Source organism: Nonomuraea sp. NPDC049655, assembly GCF_044465465.1.
GTDB lineage: Bacteria > Actinomycetota > Actinomycetes > Streptosporangiales > Streptosporangiaceae > Nonomuraea.
This window is the reverse complement of record NZ_JBITLS010000025.1, coordinates 76,366-93,507: the sequence shown is the minus strand read 5'-3', so window position 1 is coordinate 93,507 and position 17,142 is coordinate 76,366. Positions and strand designations below refer to the sequence as shown.

General features: G+C 71.0%; 16 protein-coding genes and 1 riboswitch. Of the genes, 8 read left to right on the top strand and 8 right to left on the bottom strand.

Translation table 11 applies throughout. From position 1 onward, the window contains the following. Window positions 1-314: 314 nt before the first annotated feature. On the top strand, window positions 315-2,405 hold the full coding sequence (locus ACIBQ6_RS49140) for a S9 family peptidase (protein WP_397219421.1): 2,091 nt from the start codon (window positions 315-317) through the stop codon (window positions 2,403-2,405). Next, window positions 2,402-3,400, top strand: a complete 999-nt coding sequence (gene mgrA / locus ACIBQ6_RS49135) for an L-glyceraldehyde 3-phosphate reductase (RefSeq protein WP_397219420.1) — start codon at window positions 2,402-2,404, stop codon at window positions 3,398-3,400. Before ACIBQ6_RS49140 ends, mgrA begins: the two co-directional genes overlap by 4 nt. A 31-nt stretch (window positions 3,401-3,431) precedes the next feature. Here mgrA and ACIBQ6_RS49130 read toward each other — a convergent pair whose 3' ends face one another. Then, window positions 3,432-5,807, bottom strand: a complete 2,376-nt coding sequence (locus tag ACIBQ6_RS49130; protein ID WP_358302065.1) for a lysylphosphatidylglycerol synthase transmembrane domain-containing protein — start codon at window positions 5,805-5,807, stop codon at window positions 3,432-3,434. 424 nt (window positions 5,808-6,231) lie between these two features. Between ACIBQ6_RS49130 and ACIBQ6_RS49125 the strand changes: the two genes are divergently transcribed. Continuing rightward, window positions 6,232-8,244, top strand: a complete 2,013-nt coding sequence (locus ACIBQ6_RS49125) for a molybdopterin-dependent oxidoreductase (RefSeq protein ID WP_397219418.1) — start codon at window positions 6,232-6,234, stop codon at window positions 8,242-8,244. Here the strand turns inward: ACIBQ6_RS49125 and ACIBQ6_RS49120 are convergent. Next, on the bottom strand, window positions 8,222-8,968 hold the full coding sequence (locus ACIBQ6_RS49120) for a hypothetical protein (RefSeq protein ID WP_358302058.1): 747 nt from the start codon (window positions 8,966-8,968) through the stop codon (window positions 8,222-8,224). The genes ACIBQ6_RS49125 and ACIBQ6_RS49120 overlap by 23 nt on opposite strands. A 93-nt stretch (window positions 8,969-9,061) precedes the next feature. Here ACIBQ6_RS49120 and ACIBQ6_RS49115 point away from each other — a divergent pair, with 93 nt between their 5' ends. Beyond that, the gene (locus ACIBQ6_RS49115; protein ID WP_397219417.1) at window positions 9,062-9,613 is read left to right on the top strand and encodes a PadR family transcriptional regulator; all 552 of its coding nucleotides are present in this window, start codon (window positions 9,062-9,064) and stop codon (window positions 9,611-9,613) included. Here the strand turns inward: ACIBQ6_RS49115 and ACIBQ6_RS49110 are convergent. Continuing rightward, the gene (locus tag ACIBQ6_RS49110; protein WP_397219416.1) at window positions 9,602-10,528 is read right to left on the bottom strand and encodes a GNAT family N-acetyltransferase; all 927 of its coding nucleotides are present in this window, start codon (window positions 10,526-10,528) and stop codon (window positions 9,602-9,604) included. The two genes, ACIBQ6_RS49115 and ACIBQ6_RS49110, sit on opposite strands and share 12 nt — an antisense overlap. Before the next feature lie 75 nt (window positions 10,529-10,603). Here ACIBQ6_RS49110 and ACIBQ6_RS49105 point away from each other — a divergent pair, with 75 nt between their 5' ends. Next, the gene (locus ACIBQ6_RS49105; protein ID WP_358302049.1) at window positions 10,604-11,053 is read left to right on the top strand and encodes a hypothetical protein; all 450 of its coding nucleotides are present in this window, start codon (window positions 10,604-10,606) and stop codon (window positions 11,051-11,053) included. Here ACIBQ6_RS49105 and ACIBQ6_RS49100 read toward each other — a convergent pair. The 4 genes from ACIBQ6_RS49100 to ACIBQ6_RS49085 all read right to left on the bottom strand — a co-directional run bounded on the left by ACIBQ6_RS49100 (window position 11,019) and on the right by ACIBQ6_RS49085 (window position 13,591). Then, window positions 11,019-11,942 (bottom strand): zinc-binding dehydrogenase, encoded by a 924-nt coding sequence (locus tag ACIBQ6_RS49100; RefSeq protein ID WP_397219415.1) that lies wholly within the window; start codon window positions 11,940-11,942, stop codon window positions 11,019-11,021. The genes ACIBQ6_RS49105 and ACIBQ6_RS49100 overlap by 35 nt on opposite strands. 24 nt (window positions 11,943-11,966) lie before the next feature. Beyond that, complete coding sequence (locus ACIBQ6_RS49095; protein ID WP_358302046.1) at window positions 11,967-12,350, bottom strand: VOC family protein; 384 nt, start codon at window positions 12,348-12,350, stop codon at window positions 11,967-11,969. Between the two features lie 4 nt (window positions 12,351-12,354). Next, on the bottom strand, window positions 12,355-12,675 hold the full coding sequence (locus tag ACIBQ6_RS49090; protein ID WP_358302043.1) for a multidrug efflux SMR transporter: 321 nt from the start codon (window positions 12,673-12,675) through the stop codon (window positions 12,355-12,357). A 33-nt stretch (window positions 12,676-12,708) separates the two neighbouring features. Continuing rightward, window positions 12,709-12,770, bottom strand: a riboswitch (guanidine-III (ykkC-III) riboswitch). A 23-nt stretch (window positions 12,771-12,793) separates the two neighbouring features. Further along, window positions 12,794-13,591, bottom strand: a complete 798-nt coding sequence (locus ACIBQ6_RS49085) for a methyltransferase domain-containing protein (RefSeq protein ID WP_352361077.1) — start codon at window positions 13,589-13,591, stop codon at window positions 12,794-12,796. Window positions 13,592-13,694: 103 nt separating this feature from the next. Between ACIBQ6_RS49085 and ACIBQ6_RS49080 the strand changes: the two genes are divergently transcribed. From ACIBQ6_RS49080 to ACIBQ6_RS49070, 3 genes are all read left to right on the top strand, one after another. Then, a complete protein-coding gene (locus tag ACIBQ6_RS49080; RefSeq protein WP_358302040.1) occupies window positions 13,695-15,500 on the top strand; it encodes an acyl-CoA dehydrogenase in 1,806 nt (601 codons plus the stop codon). A gap of 61 nt (window positions 15,501-15,561) precedes the next feature. Then, window positions 15,562-16,500 (top strand): MBL fold metallo-hydrolase, encoded by a 939-nt coding sequence (locus ACIBQ6_RS49075; protein WP_358302036.1) that lies wholly within the window; start codon window positions 15,562-15,564, stop codon window positions 16,498-16,500. Between the two features lie 71 nt (window positions 16,501-16,571). Next, window positions 16,572-16,796, top strand: a complete 225-nt coding sequence (locus ACIBQ6_RS49070; protein WP_358302033.1) for a hypothetical protein — start codon at window positions 16,572-16,574, stop codon at window positions 16,794-16,796. On the opposite strand, the gene ACIBQ6_RS49065 is transcribed toward ACIBQ6_RS49070, so the two are convergent. Then, window positions 16,793-17,086: a Dabb family protein gene (locus tag ACIBQ6_RS49065; protein ID WP_358302030.1), complete on the bottom strand. Its 294-nt coding sequence runs from the start codon at window positions 17,084-17,086 to the stop codon at window positions 16,793-16,795. The two genes, ACIBQ6_RS49070 and ACIBQ6_RS49065, sit on opposite strands and share 4 nt — an antisense overlap. Window positions 17,087-17,142 lie beyond the last annotated feature (56 nt).

The following is a 17,142-nucleotide window of genomic DNA, read 5'->3' as shown; positions in this document are numbered from 1 at the left end:
TTTCAGCCGTTCAAGTCTCTGTCAAATTGACCGGACTTGCTCGACCTGCTGGAATTAAGTCGCGCCCCGCTTCCGGGACAACCCCTCTAACTTACCAGCCTGTCGCTCGGTTAGCGAACCGATCTTCAAACCCGCGAGCCAGAAGGGATTGCCGACGTTACGCGTCGCAACGCACCAAAGTCACCGGAGTGAAGGGAGTGGGTTGCGCCGCACCTCGTCGGCTTCTAAAGATTAGCAGCGCTCCCGAGCGCTCGGGACGCGTTCCGCAGCTCTCCCGGCCACAGAACGATCACGGCCGAACATAGACTCCCCCCGTGAGCAGCAACACGCCGCCAGTGGCGAAGAAGGTACCGACTGAGCGCTTCCATCACGGCGACACGTTCATCGACGAGTACGCCTGGCTAAGCAACAAGGACGACCCGGACACAACGGCGTACCTGGAGGCAGAGAACGACTTTCTCAAAGAGCACACCGCGCATCTCGCCGAGCTCCAGGAGCAGGTCTTCCAGGAGATCAAGGGGCGCACCCAGGAGACCGACCTGTCGGTGCCGAGCCGCAAGGGGGCGTGGTGGTACTTCACGCGTACCGAGGAGGGCAAGCAGTACGCGGTGTCCTGCCGGGTGCCGGCCGACAGTGACGCGCCGCCGCAGATCACGCCGGGCGAGCGCCTTGAGCGCGAGCAGGTCGTGCTCGACGGCAACGAGCTCGCCGGCGACAGCGCGTTCTTCTCCGTCGGCACCAGCGCCGTCACGCCCGACGGGACGATGCTGGCCTACTCGACCGACTACAAGGGCGACGAGCGTTTCACGCTGAGGTTCAGGAACCTTGAGACGGGCGAGGTGCTGCCCGACGAGATCAAGGACATCTTCTACGGCGGCGCCTGGTCGGCCGACGGCTCGGCGTTCTTCTACACGCGGGTGGACGACGCCTGGCGTCCCTACCAGGTCTACCGGCACACCCTCGGGACGGAAGAGGACGTCCTGGTCTACGAGGAGACCGACGAGCGCTACTGGGTGGGCATCGGGCTGACCCGCAGCGAGCGGTACCTCGTGCTGGGCGCGGGCAGCAAGATCACCAGCGAGGTGCGCATCCTCGACGCCGCCGACCCCACCGGCGAGTTCCAGGTCGTCCGGCCCAGGAAGACCGGCGTGGAGTACGGCGTCGAGCACGCGGGCGACTTCTTCTACGTCCTGCACAACGAGAACGCCGAGAACTTCGAGCTGGCCACGGCCCCCATCGACGAGCCCGGCACCTGGACCCCGCTGATCGGGCACCGCGAGGACACCCGGCTGCTGGAGATCGACGCCTTCTCCGACCACGCCGTCGTGCACTTCCGCCGTGACGGCCTGACCGGCCTGCGGGTGCTGCCCTACAGCGCCGCGGGCGCGGGCTGGCGGGAGCGGATCGAGGCCGCCGAGCGGAACGCGTACGAGATCGACTTCCCCGAGCCCCTGTACGACGTCGGCCCGGCGGGCAACCCCGAGTTCACGACGACGCGGCTGAGGCTGGCGTACACGAGCATGGTGACGCCGCCGAGCGTCTACGACTACGAGCTGGACTCGCACGAGCTGATCCTGCTCAAGCAGCGTCCGGTATTGGGCGGCTACGACGCGGGCGACTACGAGCAGTTCCGGGAGTGGGCGACGGCCGAGGACGGCACGCGCGTGCCGATCTCGATCGTCAAGCGCAAGGACACCACGACGCCGGCCCCGACCCTGCTCTACGGCTACGGCAGCTACGAGACCTCGATCGACCCCGGGTTCTCGGTGCCCCGGCTGTCGCTGCTCGACCGCGGGTTCGTCTTCGCCGTCGCGCACGTCAGGGGTGGCGGCGAGATGGGCCGTCACTGGTACGAGGACGGCAAGCTGACCAGGAAGCGGAACACGTTCACCGACTTCGTGGCGGCGGCCCGGCATCTCAAGGCGGGCGGCTGGAGCGGGCGGATCGTCGCGCGCGGCGGCTCGGCGGGCGGGCTGCTGATGGGCGCGGTGACGAACCTGGCTCCCGAGGAGTTCGCGGGGGTGGTGGCCGAGGTGCCGTTCGTGGACGCGCTCAACACGATCCTCGACCCGTCGTTGCCACTGACGGTGATCGAGTGGGACGAGTGGGGCGACCCGCTGCACAACCCGGACGTCTACGCGTACATGAAGAGCTATTCGCCGTACGAGAACGTGGACGGCAGGGTGTACCCGCCGATTCTGGCGATCACCAGCCTGAACGACACGCGGGTGCTCTACCACGAGCCGGCCAAGTGGATCGCGCGGCTGCGGGCGACCGCGTCCGGCGGGCCGTTCCTGCTCAAGACGGAGATGGGCGCGGGGCACGGCGGGCGCAGCGGCCGGTACGACGCCTGGCGCGAGGAGGCGTTCGCGCTGTCCTGGATCATCGAGAGGGGGACGGCGTGAGCTTCGTGGCCGACGAGCGGCGTTACGAGCGTCAGCCGTACAACCGCAGCGGGCGCAGCGGGCTGCGGTTGCCGGCGGTGTCGCTGGGGTTGTGGCACAACTTCGGCGACGACCGGCCGATCGAGAACTCGCGGGCGGTGCTGCGGCGCGCGTTCGACCTCGGGGTGACGCATTTCGACCTGGCCAACAACTACGGCGTGCCGTACGGGTCGGCGGAGCGGAACTTCGGGCGCATCCTGCGGGAGGACTTCGCGGCGTACCGGGACGAGCTGGTCATCTCGACCAAGGCCGGGTACGACATGTGGCCGGGGCCGTACGGGGAGTGGGGGTCGCGCAAGTACGTGCTGGCCAGCCTCGACCAGTCGCTCGCCCGCATGGGCCTGGAGTACGTGGACGTGTTCTACAGCCACCGTCCGGACCCGGAGACGCCGCTGGAGGAGACGATGGGGGCGCTGGACCGGGCGGTGCGCTCGGGCAAGGCGCTGTACGCGGGCGTCTCCAACTACTCGGCCGAGCAGACCGCGCAGGCCGCGCGGATCATGCGCGAGCTGGGCACGCCGCTGCTCATCCACCAGCCGTCGTACTCGATGATCAACCGCTGGATCGAGGACGACGGGTTGCTCGACGTGCTGGAGGAGGCGGGCATGGGCTGCATCGTGTACTCGCCGCTGGCGCAGGGGCTGCTCACCGACCGCTACCTGGAGGGCGTGCCGGAGGGCTCGCGGGCGGCGACGAGCCGGTTCCTGAGCGCCGAGCAGATCGACCGGGACCTGGCCCGCGACCTCAACGAGATCGCCAGGGGCCGGGGTCAGACGCTGGCCCAGATGGCGCTGTCGTGGACGCTGCGCGACCCGCGGGTGACGAGCGTGCTGATCGGGGCGAGCAGCGTCCGGCAGCTGGAGGACAACGTGGCGTGCGTGGACGGCCCGGTGTTCACCGAGAGCGAGCTGGCGGCGATCGACAAGGTCACCGAGGCGGTCACGGCGGCCCGCTGATCATCCGCGGCGCACGGGGTCCTGTATCGCCCTACAGGGCCTCGTGCCGCTGGAGGTAGGTGAAGGCGGCCCAGCCCGGCAGCACCGGCAGCCAGAACGTGAGCAGCCGGTGCAGCAGCACGGCCGAGGCCGCCAGGTCCCATTCGAGGCCGGCCGCGACCAGGCCGAGGGTGAGCGCGTACTCGACGGCGCCGAGGCCGCCCGGCGTGGGGGCGGCCGAGCCGATGGCGTTGGCCGTGAGGTAGACGACGGCGACGGCGGTGAAGCTCAGCTGACCGCCGAACGCCGCGACGCAGGCGTCGAGGCAGGCCACGAAGGCGATCGTGATCATGAGCGTGCCGAAGGCGGCCTCGATCATCTTGGCCGGCGACTGGAGCACGTCGAGCAGGCGGGGCAGCACGTTCGAGAACAGCCTGCGCATCCGCACGGTCACCATCCTGCGCAGCGGCGGCACGCCGAGCACCACCGCGACCAGCAGCGCGATGGCGAGCATCGCCACGACCAGGCCGCGCGAGGGGGTGAAGGAGGTGGCGGCGTCGGAGCCGGTGATGTAGGCGAACAGCAGCAGCAGGGCGATGTGGAAGACCAGCATGATGAGCTGCGAGGCGCCCACGCTGGCCACCGCGAGCGCCGGCGCGATGCCGCGCTTCTGCAGGTAGCGGGTGTTGATCGCGACGCCGCCGACCGCGGCGGGCGCGACCAGCTTGACGAACGACGACGCGAACTGCACCAGGACGGTGCGCCACAGCGGCAGGCGTTCCGGGACGAACCCGCGCAGCATGAGGGCGGCGGCGACGAAGCTGGTGAACGAGGCGATCAGCGCCAGGCCGGACCACCCCCAGTTGGCCGTGGTCACCACCTTGTAGAGGTCGACCTTGCTGAGCTGGGACAGCACGACGTAGGCGGCGACCGTGCTGGCGATGATCGTGATCAGGGTGCGCGGGCGGAAGCGCTCCAGGCGTACCTCTTCGACCTTGCCCTGGGGCTTGAGGGCGACGATGTGGTCGCGCAGGCTCGTGAGCACGTTCTTGGCCTTGGACAGGGCCGAGCGGGTCTCCCTGGTCAGGGCGATGCGCTGGAGCAGCGGCATGGCGGCGGCGAGGGCGTCGGGGCCCATCACGGCGGCGGCGGCCCGGACCGAGCGCTCGGCGCCGACGCGCAGCGCCAGGTAGGTGAGGAGCTGGGCGATGTCGAGCCGGAGCAGCAGGTCGCCGGCGGCGATCTCGCCGCTGCGGGCGTCGGTCAGCACGACCCGGCCGGCGCGGTCGAGGTGGATGCTGTCGCCGGTGAGCCGCCGGTGTGCCAGCCGCTGGATCTGCAGCAGCGCGACCTGCTCCCAGATCTGGGCGAGCAGGGCGTCGTCGATCTCGGCGTCGGGCACCTCGTCGAGCGGGCGGGTCTCGATGTGCTCGTAGGCGAGCAGGGCGGCCTCGGTGCCGATCTCGCTGGTGCCTAGCAGGCGCGGCGTGCTGGCGCCGGCGGCCTGGGCCGCGTACGCCATCAGGGCCTCGCGTTCCAGCTCGGCCCGGAGCGAGCGGATGGCCCGGCGTCTGGTCTCGGAGTTGAGCCTGATGCGCCGCCACAGCCGGTACGGCAGCCCGGCCACCTGGCGGTCGCGGTCGAGGACGGTGACGTCGAGGCTGGTGCCGTCCTTGAGGCCGATGGCGTAGCGGCGGCTGCCCTGGTGGTCGTCCTCGATGCGGCGGGCGGAGACGGGCGAGAAGGACAGCTTGCGCAGCGCGGCGACCACGGCGCTGCCGGGCGGGCGGGTGTTGGGGCTGCCGACGCCGTAGAGGGTGGCGTAGCCGATGGCCATGCCGACCAGGACGGTCACGATGGCGCTGGGCAGGGTGATCTGCCTGCCGGAGAAGTAGGTGAGGATGTAGAGGGCGATCGAGGTCCACATGAGCATGCGCCACGTGGGGCGGCGGGCGATGCGCACCGCGGTGGTGTAGGCGATCACCGAGGTGAGCAGCGTGTTCAACGGCTCGATCGCGCGGTCGCCGGTGAGCAGGATGCGCAGGTCGGTCAGGCTGCTGGCCTCGATCCACTGGCCGAGCAGGAACGACCCGGCCATGCCGATGATGGCCGCGATCAGCCCTTCCGCGACGCGCAGGCCGTCGCGGTGGAAGACCCGCTCGACGGCGAACGCGGCGGGCACGATGAGCACGGCCGCGCTGCCGATGAAGGCCGCGACCCGGCTGAGCAGCGGGACCATCTCGGCGCCGACCTTGACGTCCTGCTCCAGGCCGTTGAGCGTCTGCTTGGCGACGAGGGCGAGCAGGATCACCGCCGCGAGCACCGCCAGCGTCGCGAAGAAGCGCAGCAGGTCGGACGGCCGCCGCAGCCGCTGGGGAAGGAGCGGCTCGACTACGTAGACGCCGCCGTCGGCGCGTGGCTCGGACACGGCTGGATCCCCCTCCGCGAGGTCCTCCGTGTCATCGTCTCGTTCCCTGATTTCGGCCACCGACAGTGATTCTGCACCTTCCCGGCCGGACCGTACGATCTCTGTTCTCCAGTGTCCTCGTTCGCCGCTCCGGCGCGCGCACCGGGTGAGGACCCGACCGGCATCGATCTGCCCGCGCGTCTGGCATGTTCACTCCCGCGATGCCGGTGCCGGCCTCGTCGCCCCCGACGCCCGGCGCCCGCGGGTGGAACCGCGCGCCCGGACGGCCCGGTCACGACGCGTCGGCCGAGAACGCCGCGGCCAGGCTGCGCGAGGCAGGGTACACGGTGGAACTCCAACCGTTCACCTTTGGCTTCTTTCACGAGGTCGGCTCGGCGGTGTCGCGGGGACGGCGGGCGCGGGCCTCTCGACGTAGGCTGTGCGCATGTCGGGTGATTTGAGGGTTTTGGGGGCATGTCCGCTTGACTGCCCGGACACCTGCTCCTGGATCGTGACCGTACGGGACGGGCAGGCCGTCAAGATGCGCGGCAACCCCGACCACCCCTACACCCGCGGCGCGCTGTGCGTGAAGGTCAACCGGTACCTGGAGCACACGCAGGCGGAGGACCGCATCCTGTACCCGATGCGGCGCACCGGGCCGAAGGGGTCGGGGCAGTTCGAGCGCATCACCTGGGACGAGGCGCTCGACGAGATCTCGACCCGGCTGCGCGCCATCGTGGACGAGCACGGCGGCGAGGCGATCTGGCCCTACCTCGGCACCGGCTCGCTGGGTTACCTCCAGGGCTGCGAGGGCGTGGCGGGCCGCCGGTTCTGGAACGTGCTGGGGGCGTCCAAGCACTGGCTGAACATCTGCTCGGCGGCCGGCAGCAGCGGGCTGATGAAGGCCAACGGCACCGCCGGCGGCATGGACCCGGAGAACTTCGCCCAGGCCAGGCTGATCCTGCTCTGGGGCACGAACACGCTGACCAGCGGCCACCACCTGTGGAAGTTCATCCAGGACGCCCGCGCCGACGGCGCGCACGTGGTCGCCATCGACCCCATCCGCACCAGGACCGCCGACCAGGCCGACCAGCACCTGGCGATCAGGCCGGGCACGGACGCCGCGCTCGCGCTCGGGCTGCTCAACGTCGTGCTCGCGGAGAACGCCCAGGACGAGGAGTTCCTGGCCGAGCACACCGAGGGCTGGGCGGACTTCCGCAAGGAGATCCTGGAGTACCCGGTGGAGCGGGTGGCGGAGATCACCGGCATCCCGGCCGAGGACGTCCACGGCCTGGGGATGCGTCTGGCCCACACCCGGCCGACCGCGATCCGCGCCACCATGGGCATCCAGCGGCACGCCGGCGGCGGCGCCGCGATGCGCACGATCGCCGCGATCCCCGGCGTGACCGGCGACTGGCGGCATCCGGGCGGCGGCGTGGCGTACTCGACGAGCGGCCACGTGCGCGTGACCGTCGACACCCGCGACGACCTGCTGGCCAAGCCGGTGCGCACGCTGGTCATGACCAAGCTCGGCTCCCAGCTCGACGACGTCAAATGTCTGTGGGTGTACGCCGCCAACCCGCTCGGCTCGACTCCCGACGCCAACACGATCAGGCGGCAGCTCGCCCGCGAGGACCTGTTCACGGTCGTCATGGAGCAGTTCCCGACCGACACCGTGGACTACGCCGACATCGTGCTGCCCGCGACCATGCAGACCGAGCACATGGACCTGCACGCCGGGTACGGCCACATGTACCTGCTGTGGAACGAGCCCGCCGTGCCGCCGCCCGGCGAGTGCCTGTCCACCACCGAGACCTTCCGCCGGCTGGCCGCGCACATGGGGCTGACCGAGCCGTCCCTGTACGACTCCGACCTGGAGCTGGCCGAGTCGCTGCTGTCGGGCGGGCACCCGTCGCTCGAAGGCGTCACGCTGGACCGGCTGCGCAAGGAGGGGTGGGTGCGGATGAACTACCCCAAGCCGTTCGCGCCGTTCGCCGAGGGCTTTCCGACGCCTTCCGGGCGGCTGCGCTTCCCGCGCGCGGGGAAGGCGTACGTGCCCTCGCACACGGCGGTCGCCGACCGGTCGGCGTACCCGCTGACGCTGGTCACGCCGGCCTCGCACACGTTCCTGAACACGATCTTCGCCAACAATCCGGAGCTGCGGCGGCGGGCCAAGGGGCCGGCCGTGCTGGTCAACCCGGCCGACGCGGCGGCCCGCGGGCTGGTGGCCGGGCAGCGCGTACGGGTGCACAACGACGGCGGCGAGTTCCTGGCCGACGTGGAGATCAGCGACCGGGTCGCGCCCGGCGTGGTGGCCTCGCCCAAGGGCCGGTGGCCGAAGCTGACCCCGGGCGGCGCGAACGCCAACGCGGTGGTGGCCGAGCGGGACGGCGACATGGGCCGGGGCCCGGCCTTCCACGACAATCTGGTCGAGATCAGCCCTTGTGCCGGTCCATGAACGCCACGACCGTGTCGAGCACCTTGGCGGAGTAGGGGCTGCCGAGCAGGGCCGAGGCGTGCAGCGACTCGCCGGGGATGACCAGCACCTGGTTGTCCGGGGACCTGGTCGCGGCGGCCTCGGCCGCGCGCATCGATTCGGCGCCGCCGTAGGAGTCGTGCTCGGAGCCGATCTGCAGCAGCGGCACGGTGAGCGCGGCGGCGTCGCCCTTGTCGATCTCGCCTGACAGGGCGACGACGCCGGCCACCTCGGCGCCCAGCCGCTCGGCCGCCGGGACCGAGGCCGTGGCGCCGATCGAGCCGCCGACCAGGAACAGCCGCTCGACGCCCTTCTCCTTGGCCAGGCGCTTGCCCATGGCCACCGCGCCGTCCTCGGGGAGGAGGCCGGCGTCCCTGGCGTACAGCAGGACGCGGTAGCCGGCGGCGACCAGGCGGTCCGACAGCGGGCGCCAGGAGCACACGGTGCCGCGGCGCTCGTAGCTGATCACCACGCCCACCGGGCCGTCGCCGGCGATCACGCCGGGCAGGCCGCGGACGTGGGTGAAGATCTTGCCGTCCTGCTCGGTGAAGCAGCCCGAGACGTTGGGGCCGGTGGGCGGCGCGCTCGGGGTGGTGGTTGTCTCGCTGACAGGGGCAGGGGACTCGGCGGCCGTCGTGCGGACGGCGGTGGTGCCGGTGCCGACCGTGCCCCCGCAGCCGGTCAGCCCCATGGTGAGGAGTGCCATCCATCCGACGATCTTTCGCATGGCCGCCGCGCCCTTCTCCTGACTATGTCTGAACTGACATAGTGCCGCAAGCACCATATCCTTGGACCCACCATGACCTCAACGCTCGGATACGCGATCCTGGCCGTGCTGGCGCGCGGCGACCGCACCGGTTACGACCTCGCGGCGGCCATGCGGCGCCCGGTCGGCTACTTCTGGACGGCCGGCCACAGCCAGATCCACGCCGAGCTGCAGAAGCTGCGGGCGGCCGGGCTGGTCGGGTTCGAGAGCGCGCACGGGCCCGGGCCGCAGGCCAAGAAGGTCTACCACCTGACCGCCGAGGGCCTGGCGGCGCTGCGGGCATGGGTCACCGAGCCGCCGCGCGAGCGGCCCGAGCGCGACGAGCTGGTGCTGAAGACGTACGCGGCGTGGCTGGCCGAGCCGGAGCCGCTGCGGCGGCTGTTCGCCGACCAGCTCGCCGCGCACGAGGAGCGGCTGGCCGACTACGAGCGGCAGGAGGAGTCGTTCGGCGGGCGGCCGGCCTTCGGCGACCCCGGGTTCGGCGGCTACGCGACGCTGCGCTGCGGGCTGAGCTACGAGCGGCACCGGGCCGAGTGGTGCCGCTGGATGCTGACCCAGCTCGCCGACGGCGAATCAGCCGAGTGAGAGCTTGTAGCCCTCGTGGGAGGCGGTGAAGCCGAGCGCGTCGTAGAAGCGGTGGGCGTCGGTGCGCGACTTGTCGGAGGTGAGCTGGACGACGGCGCACCCCCTGGCCCGCGCCCGGTCGACGGCCCACTGGATCATCTTGCCGCCGAGCCCCTGGCCGCGCGTCGAGGCGGCCACCCTGACGCCCTCGATCTGGCACCGCTCGGAGCCCAGCCGCGACAGCCCGGCCAGGTACGTGAGCTGCATCGTGCCGACCACCTCGCCCTCCCGCTCGGCCACGATCAGCTCGTCGTGCGGGTTGGCCTCGATGCGGTCGAAGGCCATCAGGTAGCGGGTGTCGTCGGGGGCTCCCTCGCGGGCCGCGCCGAGCGGGTCGTCGGCCAGCAGCCGGACGATGGCCGGGACGTCCTCCTTGCGCGCCTGCCGGAACAGCAGGGACAGCACGTAGTGGGACTCCATCAGGGACGGGTTGGAGGGCAGGGCCATGACCTTGCCGCTGCGCACGAAGCCCTTGGCCGCGTAGAGCGCGCGGGCGGCGTGGTTGCCGTCGACGGCCCAGAGCTGCACCTGCTCGGCCCCGGCCGAACGGGCCCACTCCACGGAGCGGTCGACCAGCCGGGAGGCGAGCCCGCGTCCCCTGGCCTCGGGGGCGACCCACATGGACAGCAGGTGGGCGCCGGACTCCTCCAGCAGCATGCACACCAGGCCGACGTCGCCCAGGCCGACGTCCTCGGCCACCCACCAGCGCGAGTGCGGGTTCTTCAGCCGGTCGGCCCAGTCGTCGGCGGAGAACGCGACCTCCCGCGCGTAGGAGGAGCCGAACGCGTCCGGTGACTCCTGCAGCGCCCGCAGCCGGACGTCCCTCAGTCGTTCCCCTTCGTCCGGCCCCAACTGCACAATGGCGATTTCCGTCATATGGGAATCATGTCAGGGACAGGTCAGGGTCCGTCCCCGATGCCTCATGGGGGCCCGCGGCGGCACCATGAGGACATGAACGAAATCAGTAGACGCGACGAGGTCTCACTGTCCGCGGCGGCCCTGCGGGGCGCCCCTTGGAAGACCGCCGCCATCGGCGGCGTCGTGGTGTCGGCCGCCAGCTTCGGGATGGGCCTGGTCACCGGCGGCGGTGACCTGGTCTGGGCCCTGGGCCTCGGCATCAGCCTGTTCGCGCTGATCGCCGCGATCGGCGCGGTCGCCAAGCCGCACGAGGGCGACCGCGTCACCCGTCAGGCCCGGCTCTGGTCGCTGCGGCACCCGTGGAAGTTCGCGCTCCTGCCCGCCGCGATCACGGCGGTGCTCGACTACCCGGTGCAGCTCGTGCTCGACGACGAGGGCGTGTTCGGCTCGGCCGTGCAGGCGATGTGGCACGGCGCGCTGGTCTACCTGATCGCCGCGATCCTGACCCTCACGATGAAGGGACGAGCACGATCTTCCCAGTGACCCGCCGCTCCAGCAGGTCGTCCATGGCCCGGCCCGCCTCCGCCAGCGGCCTGACCTCCGGCGCCGCCGGGACGATGCCCGGCATCGCCAGCAGACCTTCGAGCATGGCCCGGTTCTTCACGGCGTGGCCCATGGACCACGCGCCCCAGTCGACGCCCACCACGGCCCGGTTACGCAGCAGCACCTGGTTGGCCGGCAGCTTCGCGATTCCGCCCGAGGCGAATCCGACGACCAGGAGCCGCCCGCCCTCGCGCAACCCGCGAAGGGCCTGCTCGGACAGCTCGCCGCCGACCGGGTCGACGGCCACGTCCACGGCCCACGCCCTGGCCGCTTCCTTCAGCCCGTCGTAGCCGATCACGTCGTCGGCTCCCGCCCGCCGGGCGCGCTCCCTCTTCTCGCCGGTGGACGCCGCCGCCAGCACGACGGCGCCGAGCGCCTTGGCGACCTGGACCACGGCCAGCCCCACACCGCCGCCCGCCCCGAGCACGAGCACCCGCTCGCCGGGCAGCAGCCGGCCGCGCTCGCTGAGCGCGTACATGGCGGTGCAGTAGCTCTGCGGGAACGCCGCCGCCGCGAGCACGTCGAAACCTTCGGGCAGCGGTACGGCCTGCGCCCTGTGCACCAGCACCCGCGTGGCGAAGCCGCCCAGCCCGGTGATCGCCACGACCCTGCCGCCGTCGGGCAACCGCCCGGCCACCTCGTAGCCGGGGGTGAAGGGCAGCGGCGGCCTGATCTGGTAGCCGCCGCGCACCATCAGCCCGTCCACGAAGTTGACGCCGGCCGCCTCGACCTCGACGACCACCTGGTCGGGACCGGGGACGGGATCGGGCAGCTCGGCCAGCCGGACCGGCTTGCCGTATTCGGTGCAGACGACGGCCCTCACGCTCATGGGGCCAGCTTCACCGACAGAACATCATTCCGGCAAGGCCTTCTCCGCCTCGCTCCGGCACACGCAGAACTCGTTCCCCTCGGGGTCGAGCATGGTCACCCAGCCCGTGCCGTCGGGCCTGCGCTGGTCCTGGAAGACGGTCGCGCCGAGGCCGAGCAGCCGCTCGACCTCCTCGTCACGCGTACGGCCCTCGGTGCCGTTGACGTCGAAATGCACCCGGTTCTTGCCGGTCTTGCCCTCGGGCACGCGGATGAACAGCAGGAACGGGTCCTGCGGCGTGCGCAGCATCACCTCGTCGGCGCCCGGCTTGTCGCCCTCGGCCAGCGGCCACCCGGTGGCCTGGCTCCACCAGCTCGCGATCTCGTAGGGGTCGGTGGCGTCGACGGTGATGGCATGGATCTCAATCATCGCACTAGTGTCCACCAGCCAGATTGAGCCCCACGACGCCGGCCAGGATGAGCGCGATCGAGGTCAGGCGCAGCGGCGACACGTCGTCGCCCATGGCGACCATGCCGAGGATCGCGGTGCCGACGGCCCCGATGCCGGTCCACACGGCGTACGCGGTGCCGACCTCCAGGGTCTTGAGCGCGTAGGCGAGCAGGCCGAAGCTGAGGGCGGCCGTGGCCAGGAAGGACAGGGTCCACCACAGGTTGCCGAGGCCGTTGCTGAGCTTGAGCGACAGTGCCATGGCCACCTCGAACAGGCCGGCCAGCACGATGAGGATCCACGCCATGATCAGTACTCCTGAGGACGAGACGTACAGGTACGTGCGTCGTCTTGGCGTGTCCGGGTACGGCGCGTCTCGTCCGGGAGCGGTCAGCTCAATGCGTACAACGGCTGAGCGAAACGGATCATTCCCACCAGACGGTGACCCACCGGTCACGCGGCACCGGCCACATGCCCAGCTCGACGGCGGTCTCGGCCACCTCCTCCACCCTGGACGGGTCGAGGCACACCCGGCGGCAGGCGCTCTCGGCCAGCTCCTCGACGGTCGTGAAACGTTCCAGGGGCGCCTCCCGCTCCTCCACGCGCACGGGGAAGCCCAGCGCCGCGGCCAGGGCCACGCAGTCTTCGGCGATGGGCCGGACCGGACGGTCGACGCCGTGGAAGTGCTGCCAGAGCGGCGTCATCCAGCTCATGGGATGGCGGTGGGGCAGTTCGAGCACCACCCGGCCGCGGGTGCGGCGGTCGAGCGCCTGGAGGAACTCCGCCAGGTCGGGCACGTTGTAGACCACGTGCGCGGCGACGGACACGTCGGCCACCGGCACCTGGTCGGCCACGTCCGGCCAGCGCCCCTCGACGGTGGTGGCGGGCACGCCGAGGTCCATCGCGCGGACCTTCAGGCCCTCCAGCATGGGCGCGGACGTGTCGACCGCGTAGAGGTGGCCGATGCGCTCGCGCAGCGGCAGCGACGCGGCGCCGGGGCCCGAGCCGACGTCGAGCAGCGTGCCCTTGTCAGGCAGCGCCTCGGCCAGCCGGGTCATGGTCGGGCCGTCGTCGGGCTCGGCCAGCGCCCGGTCGGTCCGCGTGGCGAACCGGGCCGGCGAGTGGCTCCACGGATCGGCCGGAGCCTTGGCCAGGATCTCCTCGGGGATGGCCCAGGATTCCAGTCGCTCCCGCCATCTTGTGGCGAGTTCTTCGGCGTCCATGGAGTCGAGCATGCCACGCATGGGCGGGGTTACCCGCGGGTAGCATTGCAGGTAAGGTTACTGGCCAGTACATGAAGACCTCGGTTCAAGGAGATCTGCACCCATGGGCCACTACAAGAGCAACGTGCGTGACCTGGAATTCAACCTCTTCGAGGTGTTCGGTCGACGCGAGATCCTCGGCACCGGGCCCTTCGGCGAAGTGGACGAGGACGTCGCGCGGAGCATCCTGGACGAGGTCAACAGGCTGGCGACCGGCGTGCTCGCCGACTCCTTCGAGGAGGGCGACCGCACCCCGCCGGTGTTCGACCCCGCGACGAGCACGGTGACCGTCCCGGCCGGCGTCAAGAAGTCGTACAAGGCGCTGGTGGACGGCGGCTGGGCGCACCTCGACCTGCCCGCCGAGCTGGGCGGCCCCGGCATCCCGCGCAGCCTCGCCTGGGCGACGGCCGAGATGGTGCTCGGCTCCAACCCGGCCCTGTACATGTACGCCGCCGGCCCCAACTTCGCCTACACCCTGTGGAAGCTGGGCACGCCGGAGCAGAAGCGCTTCGCCGAGCTGGCCATCGAGAAGAACTGGGGCGCCACCATGGTGCTCACCGAGCCGGACGCGGGCTCGGACGTCGGCGCCGGCCGGGCCAGGGCGGTCCAGCAGCCCGACGGCACCTGGCACATCGAGGGCGTCAAGCGCTTCATCACCAGCGCCGAGCACGACATGGCCGACAACATCTTCCACCTGGTCCTGGCCCGTCCCGAGGGCCACGGTCCGGGTACCAAGGGCCTGTCGATGTTCCTGGTGCCCAAGTTCCACGTGGACCTGGAGACCGGCGAGCTGGGCGAGCGCAACGGCGCCTACGTCACCAACGTCGAGAAGAAGATGGGCCTGAAGGTCTCCACGACCTGCGAGCTCACCTTCGGCGACAAGCACCCGGCGATCGGCTGGCTGGTCGGCGACGTGCACGAGGGCATCAAGCAGATGTTCATGGTGATCGAGCACGCCCGCATGATGGTCGGCACCAAGGCCATCGCCACGCTCTCCACCGGCTACCTGAACGCCCTCGACTACGCCAAGTCCCGCTACCAGGGCGCCGACCTGACCAAGATGGCCGACAAGTCCGCCCCCCGGGTGACCATCACCCACCACCCGGACGTGCGCCGCGAGCTGATGCTGCAGAAGGCGTACGCCGAGGGCATGCGCGCCCTGGTCCTCTACACGGCCACCTTCCAGGACGCCCTGTTGATCGACCCGGCGGACCGGCACGCGGAGGCCATGAACGACCTGCTGCTGCCCCTGGTCAAGGGCGTCGGCTCCGAGCGCTCGTACGAGCTGCTGGCCCGCTCGCTGCAGACCCTGGGCGGCTCGGGCTACCTGCAGGACTACCCGATCGAGCAGTACATCCGCGACGCCAAGATCGACTCCCTGTACGAGGGCACCACCGCGATCCAGGGCCTCGACCTGTTCTTCCGGAAGATCCTGCGCAACCAGGGCGCCGCGGTCGGCGCGCTGCTCGCCGAGATCAACGAGTTCGCCGCCTCCGAGGCGGGCAACGGCCGGCTCAAGGAGGAGCGCAAGCTGCTCGCCGAGGCCGCCGCCGAGGTCAAGGTCATGGGCGACACCATGGCCGGCTGGGCGCTCGGCTCGCTGGAGAAGCCGGCGGAGGTCTACAAGGTCGGCCTGAACAGCACCCGGTTCCTGCTCTCGCTGGGCGACCTGGTGATCGGCTGGCTGCTGCTGCGCCAGGCCGAGGTGGCCCTGGCCCGGCTGGCGGAGTCGGAGGACCCGTTCTACCAGGGCAAGGTGGCCGCGGCGTCGTTCTTCGCCACGACCGTGCTGCCCAGGCTGACGGCCGAGCGGCGCGTCCTCGCCGCCACCGGCCAGGACCTCATGGAGCTTCCCGAAGAGGCCTTCTGAGCCACCGCTTGTGACGCCCGCCTCCCGTCCGGGGGGCGGGCGTCGCTGTTAGGTTCCGGGCATGAGCTCTTCACCTCATGACCACCCCCTGCCCCCGCCGCGCGTCGAAGAGGTCTCCGAGGGCGTCTACGCCTACGTCCAGCCCGACGGGAGCTGGTGGATCAACAACACCGGCTTCCTGGCCGGGCGGCGCGGCGTGATCTGCGTGGACGCCTGCTCGACCGAGCGCCGCACCCGCGACCTGCGGGCGGCCGTCGGCAAGGTCAGCGGCGGGCCGATCACCACGCTGGTCAACACCCACCACCACGGCGACCACACCTTCGGCAACTGGCTGTTCCCCGAGGCCACGATCGTCGGGCACGAGGGCGTACGCGCCCAGATCCTGGCCGACGGGGTCCCGGCGTACCGGGGGGCCTGGTCGCCGGAGGTGGTGTGGGGGGCGATGGAGGTCGCGCCGCCGTTCCTGACGTACTCAGAGGGGGTCACCCTCTGGTCCGACGACCTGCGCTGCGAGGTGCGGCACGTCGGGCCGGCCGCGCACACGACCAACGACTCGATCGTCTGGATCCCGGAGCGGCGGGTGCTGTTCTCCGGCGACCTGGTCTTCAACGGCGGCACGCCGTTCGTCCTGATGGGCTCGGTGGCCGGGACGATCGCCGCCCTGGACACGCTCAGGGCCCTGGGCGCGGAGACGATCGTCCCCGGGCACGGCGAGGTGTGCGGGCCCGAGGTCTACGACCGGGTCGAGGGCTACCTGCGGTTCGTCCAGGAGACCGCCCGGCGGGGCCACGCGGCGGGCCGGACGCCCCTGGAGGCGGCGCGGGAGACCGACCTCGGCGAGTGGGGCGCGCTGCTCGACCCCGAACGGATCGTGGGCAACCTCCACCGCGCCTACGCCGAGCTGGACGGCCGCCCGCCGGGCGCGCCGATCGACGTCGGCGCGGCCGTCCAGGACATGATCGCCTACAACGGCGGGCGGCCACTGTCCTGTCTCGCCTGACGCGGCGGGGGTGTGATCACCGATACCCGGGTATGACCGTGGGCACATCTCGCCTTTGCCTGGAGGTCGTCATGGGTGTCGGGGTCAGCATCTTCTTCCTCACGCTCGGCGCCATCCTGCGGTTCGCCATCGAACCCGACGTGTTCGGCCAGAGCGTGCACATGGACATCGTCGGCGTCATCTTCATGATCGTCGGAGGCGTGGGCGTCGTGCTCAGCATCGTGCTCGCGCCCCGGCGCGGGCGCACCTCCGAGGACCGGCTGATGCACCGCGAGAACCACCCGCCCGAGCTCTAGAGGCTGAGCTGCACGGCGGCGCGCGTCGCCAGGATCGGCTTGATGTACTCCGCGATCACGGCCTGGTGCCGGGGATGGTCGCGGTAGATCACGAAGTCGTCCACGCTGTCGAGGTCGGCGACCACGGCGAACTCGTGGTTGCCGGGGGTGATGCCGGCGTCGGGCCCCACCGTGTACGCCCGTAGCTGCGGGATCTCGCCCGGCAGCTTGCGCAGCTCGGTCGCGACCGCGGCCTTCTGCTCGTCGGTGGCGTCGTCGGCCCAGGTGAACAGCACAATGTGACGGATCATGCGCCAACCCTATCGACACACACCCATCAGCGGAGTTATTCTCAAGTCGAGATTGA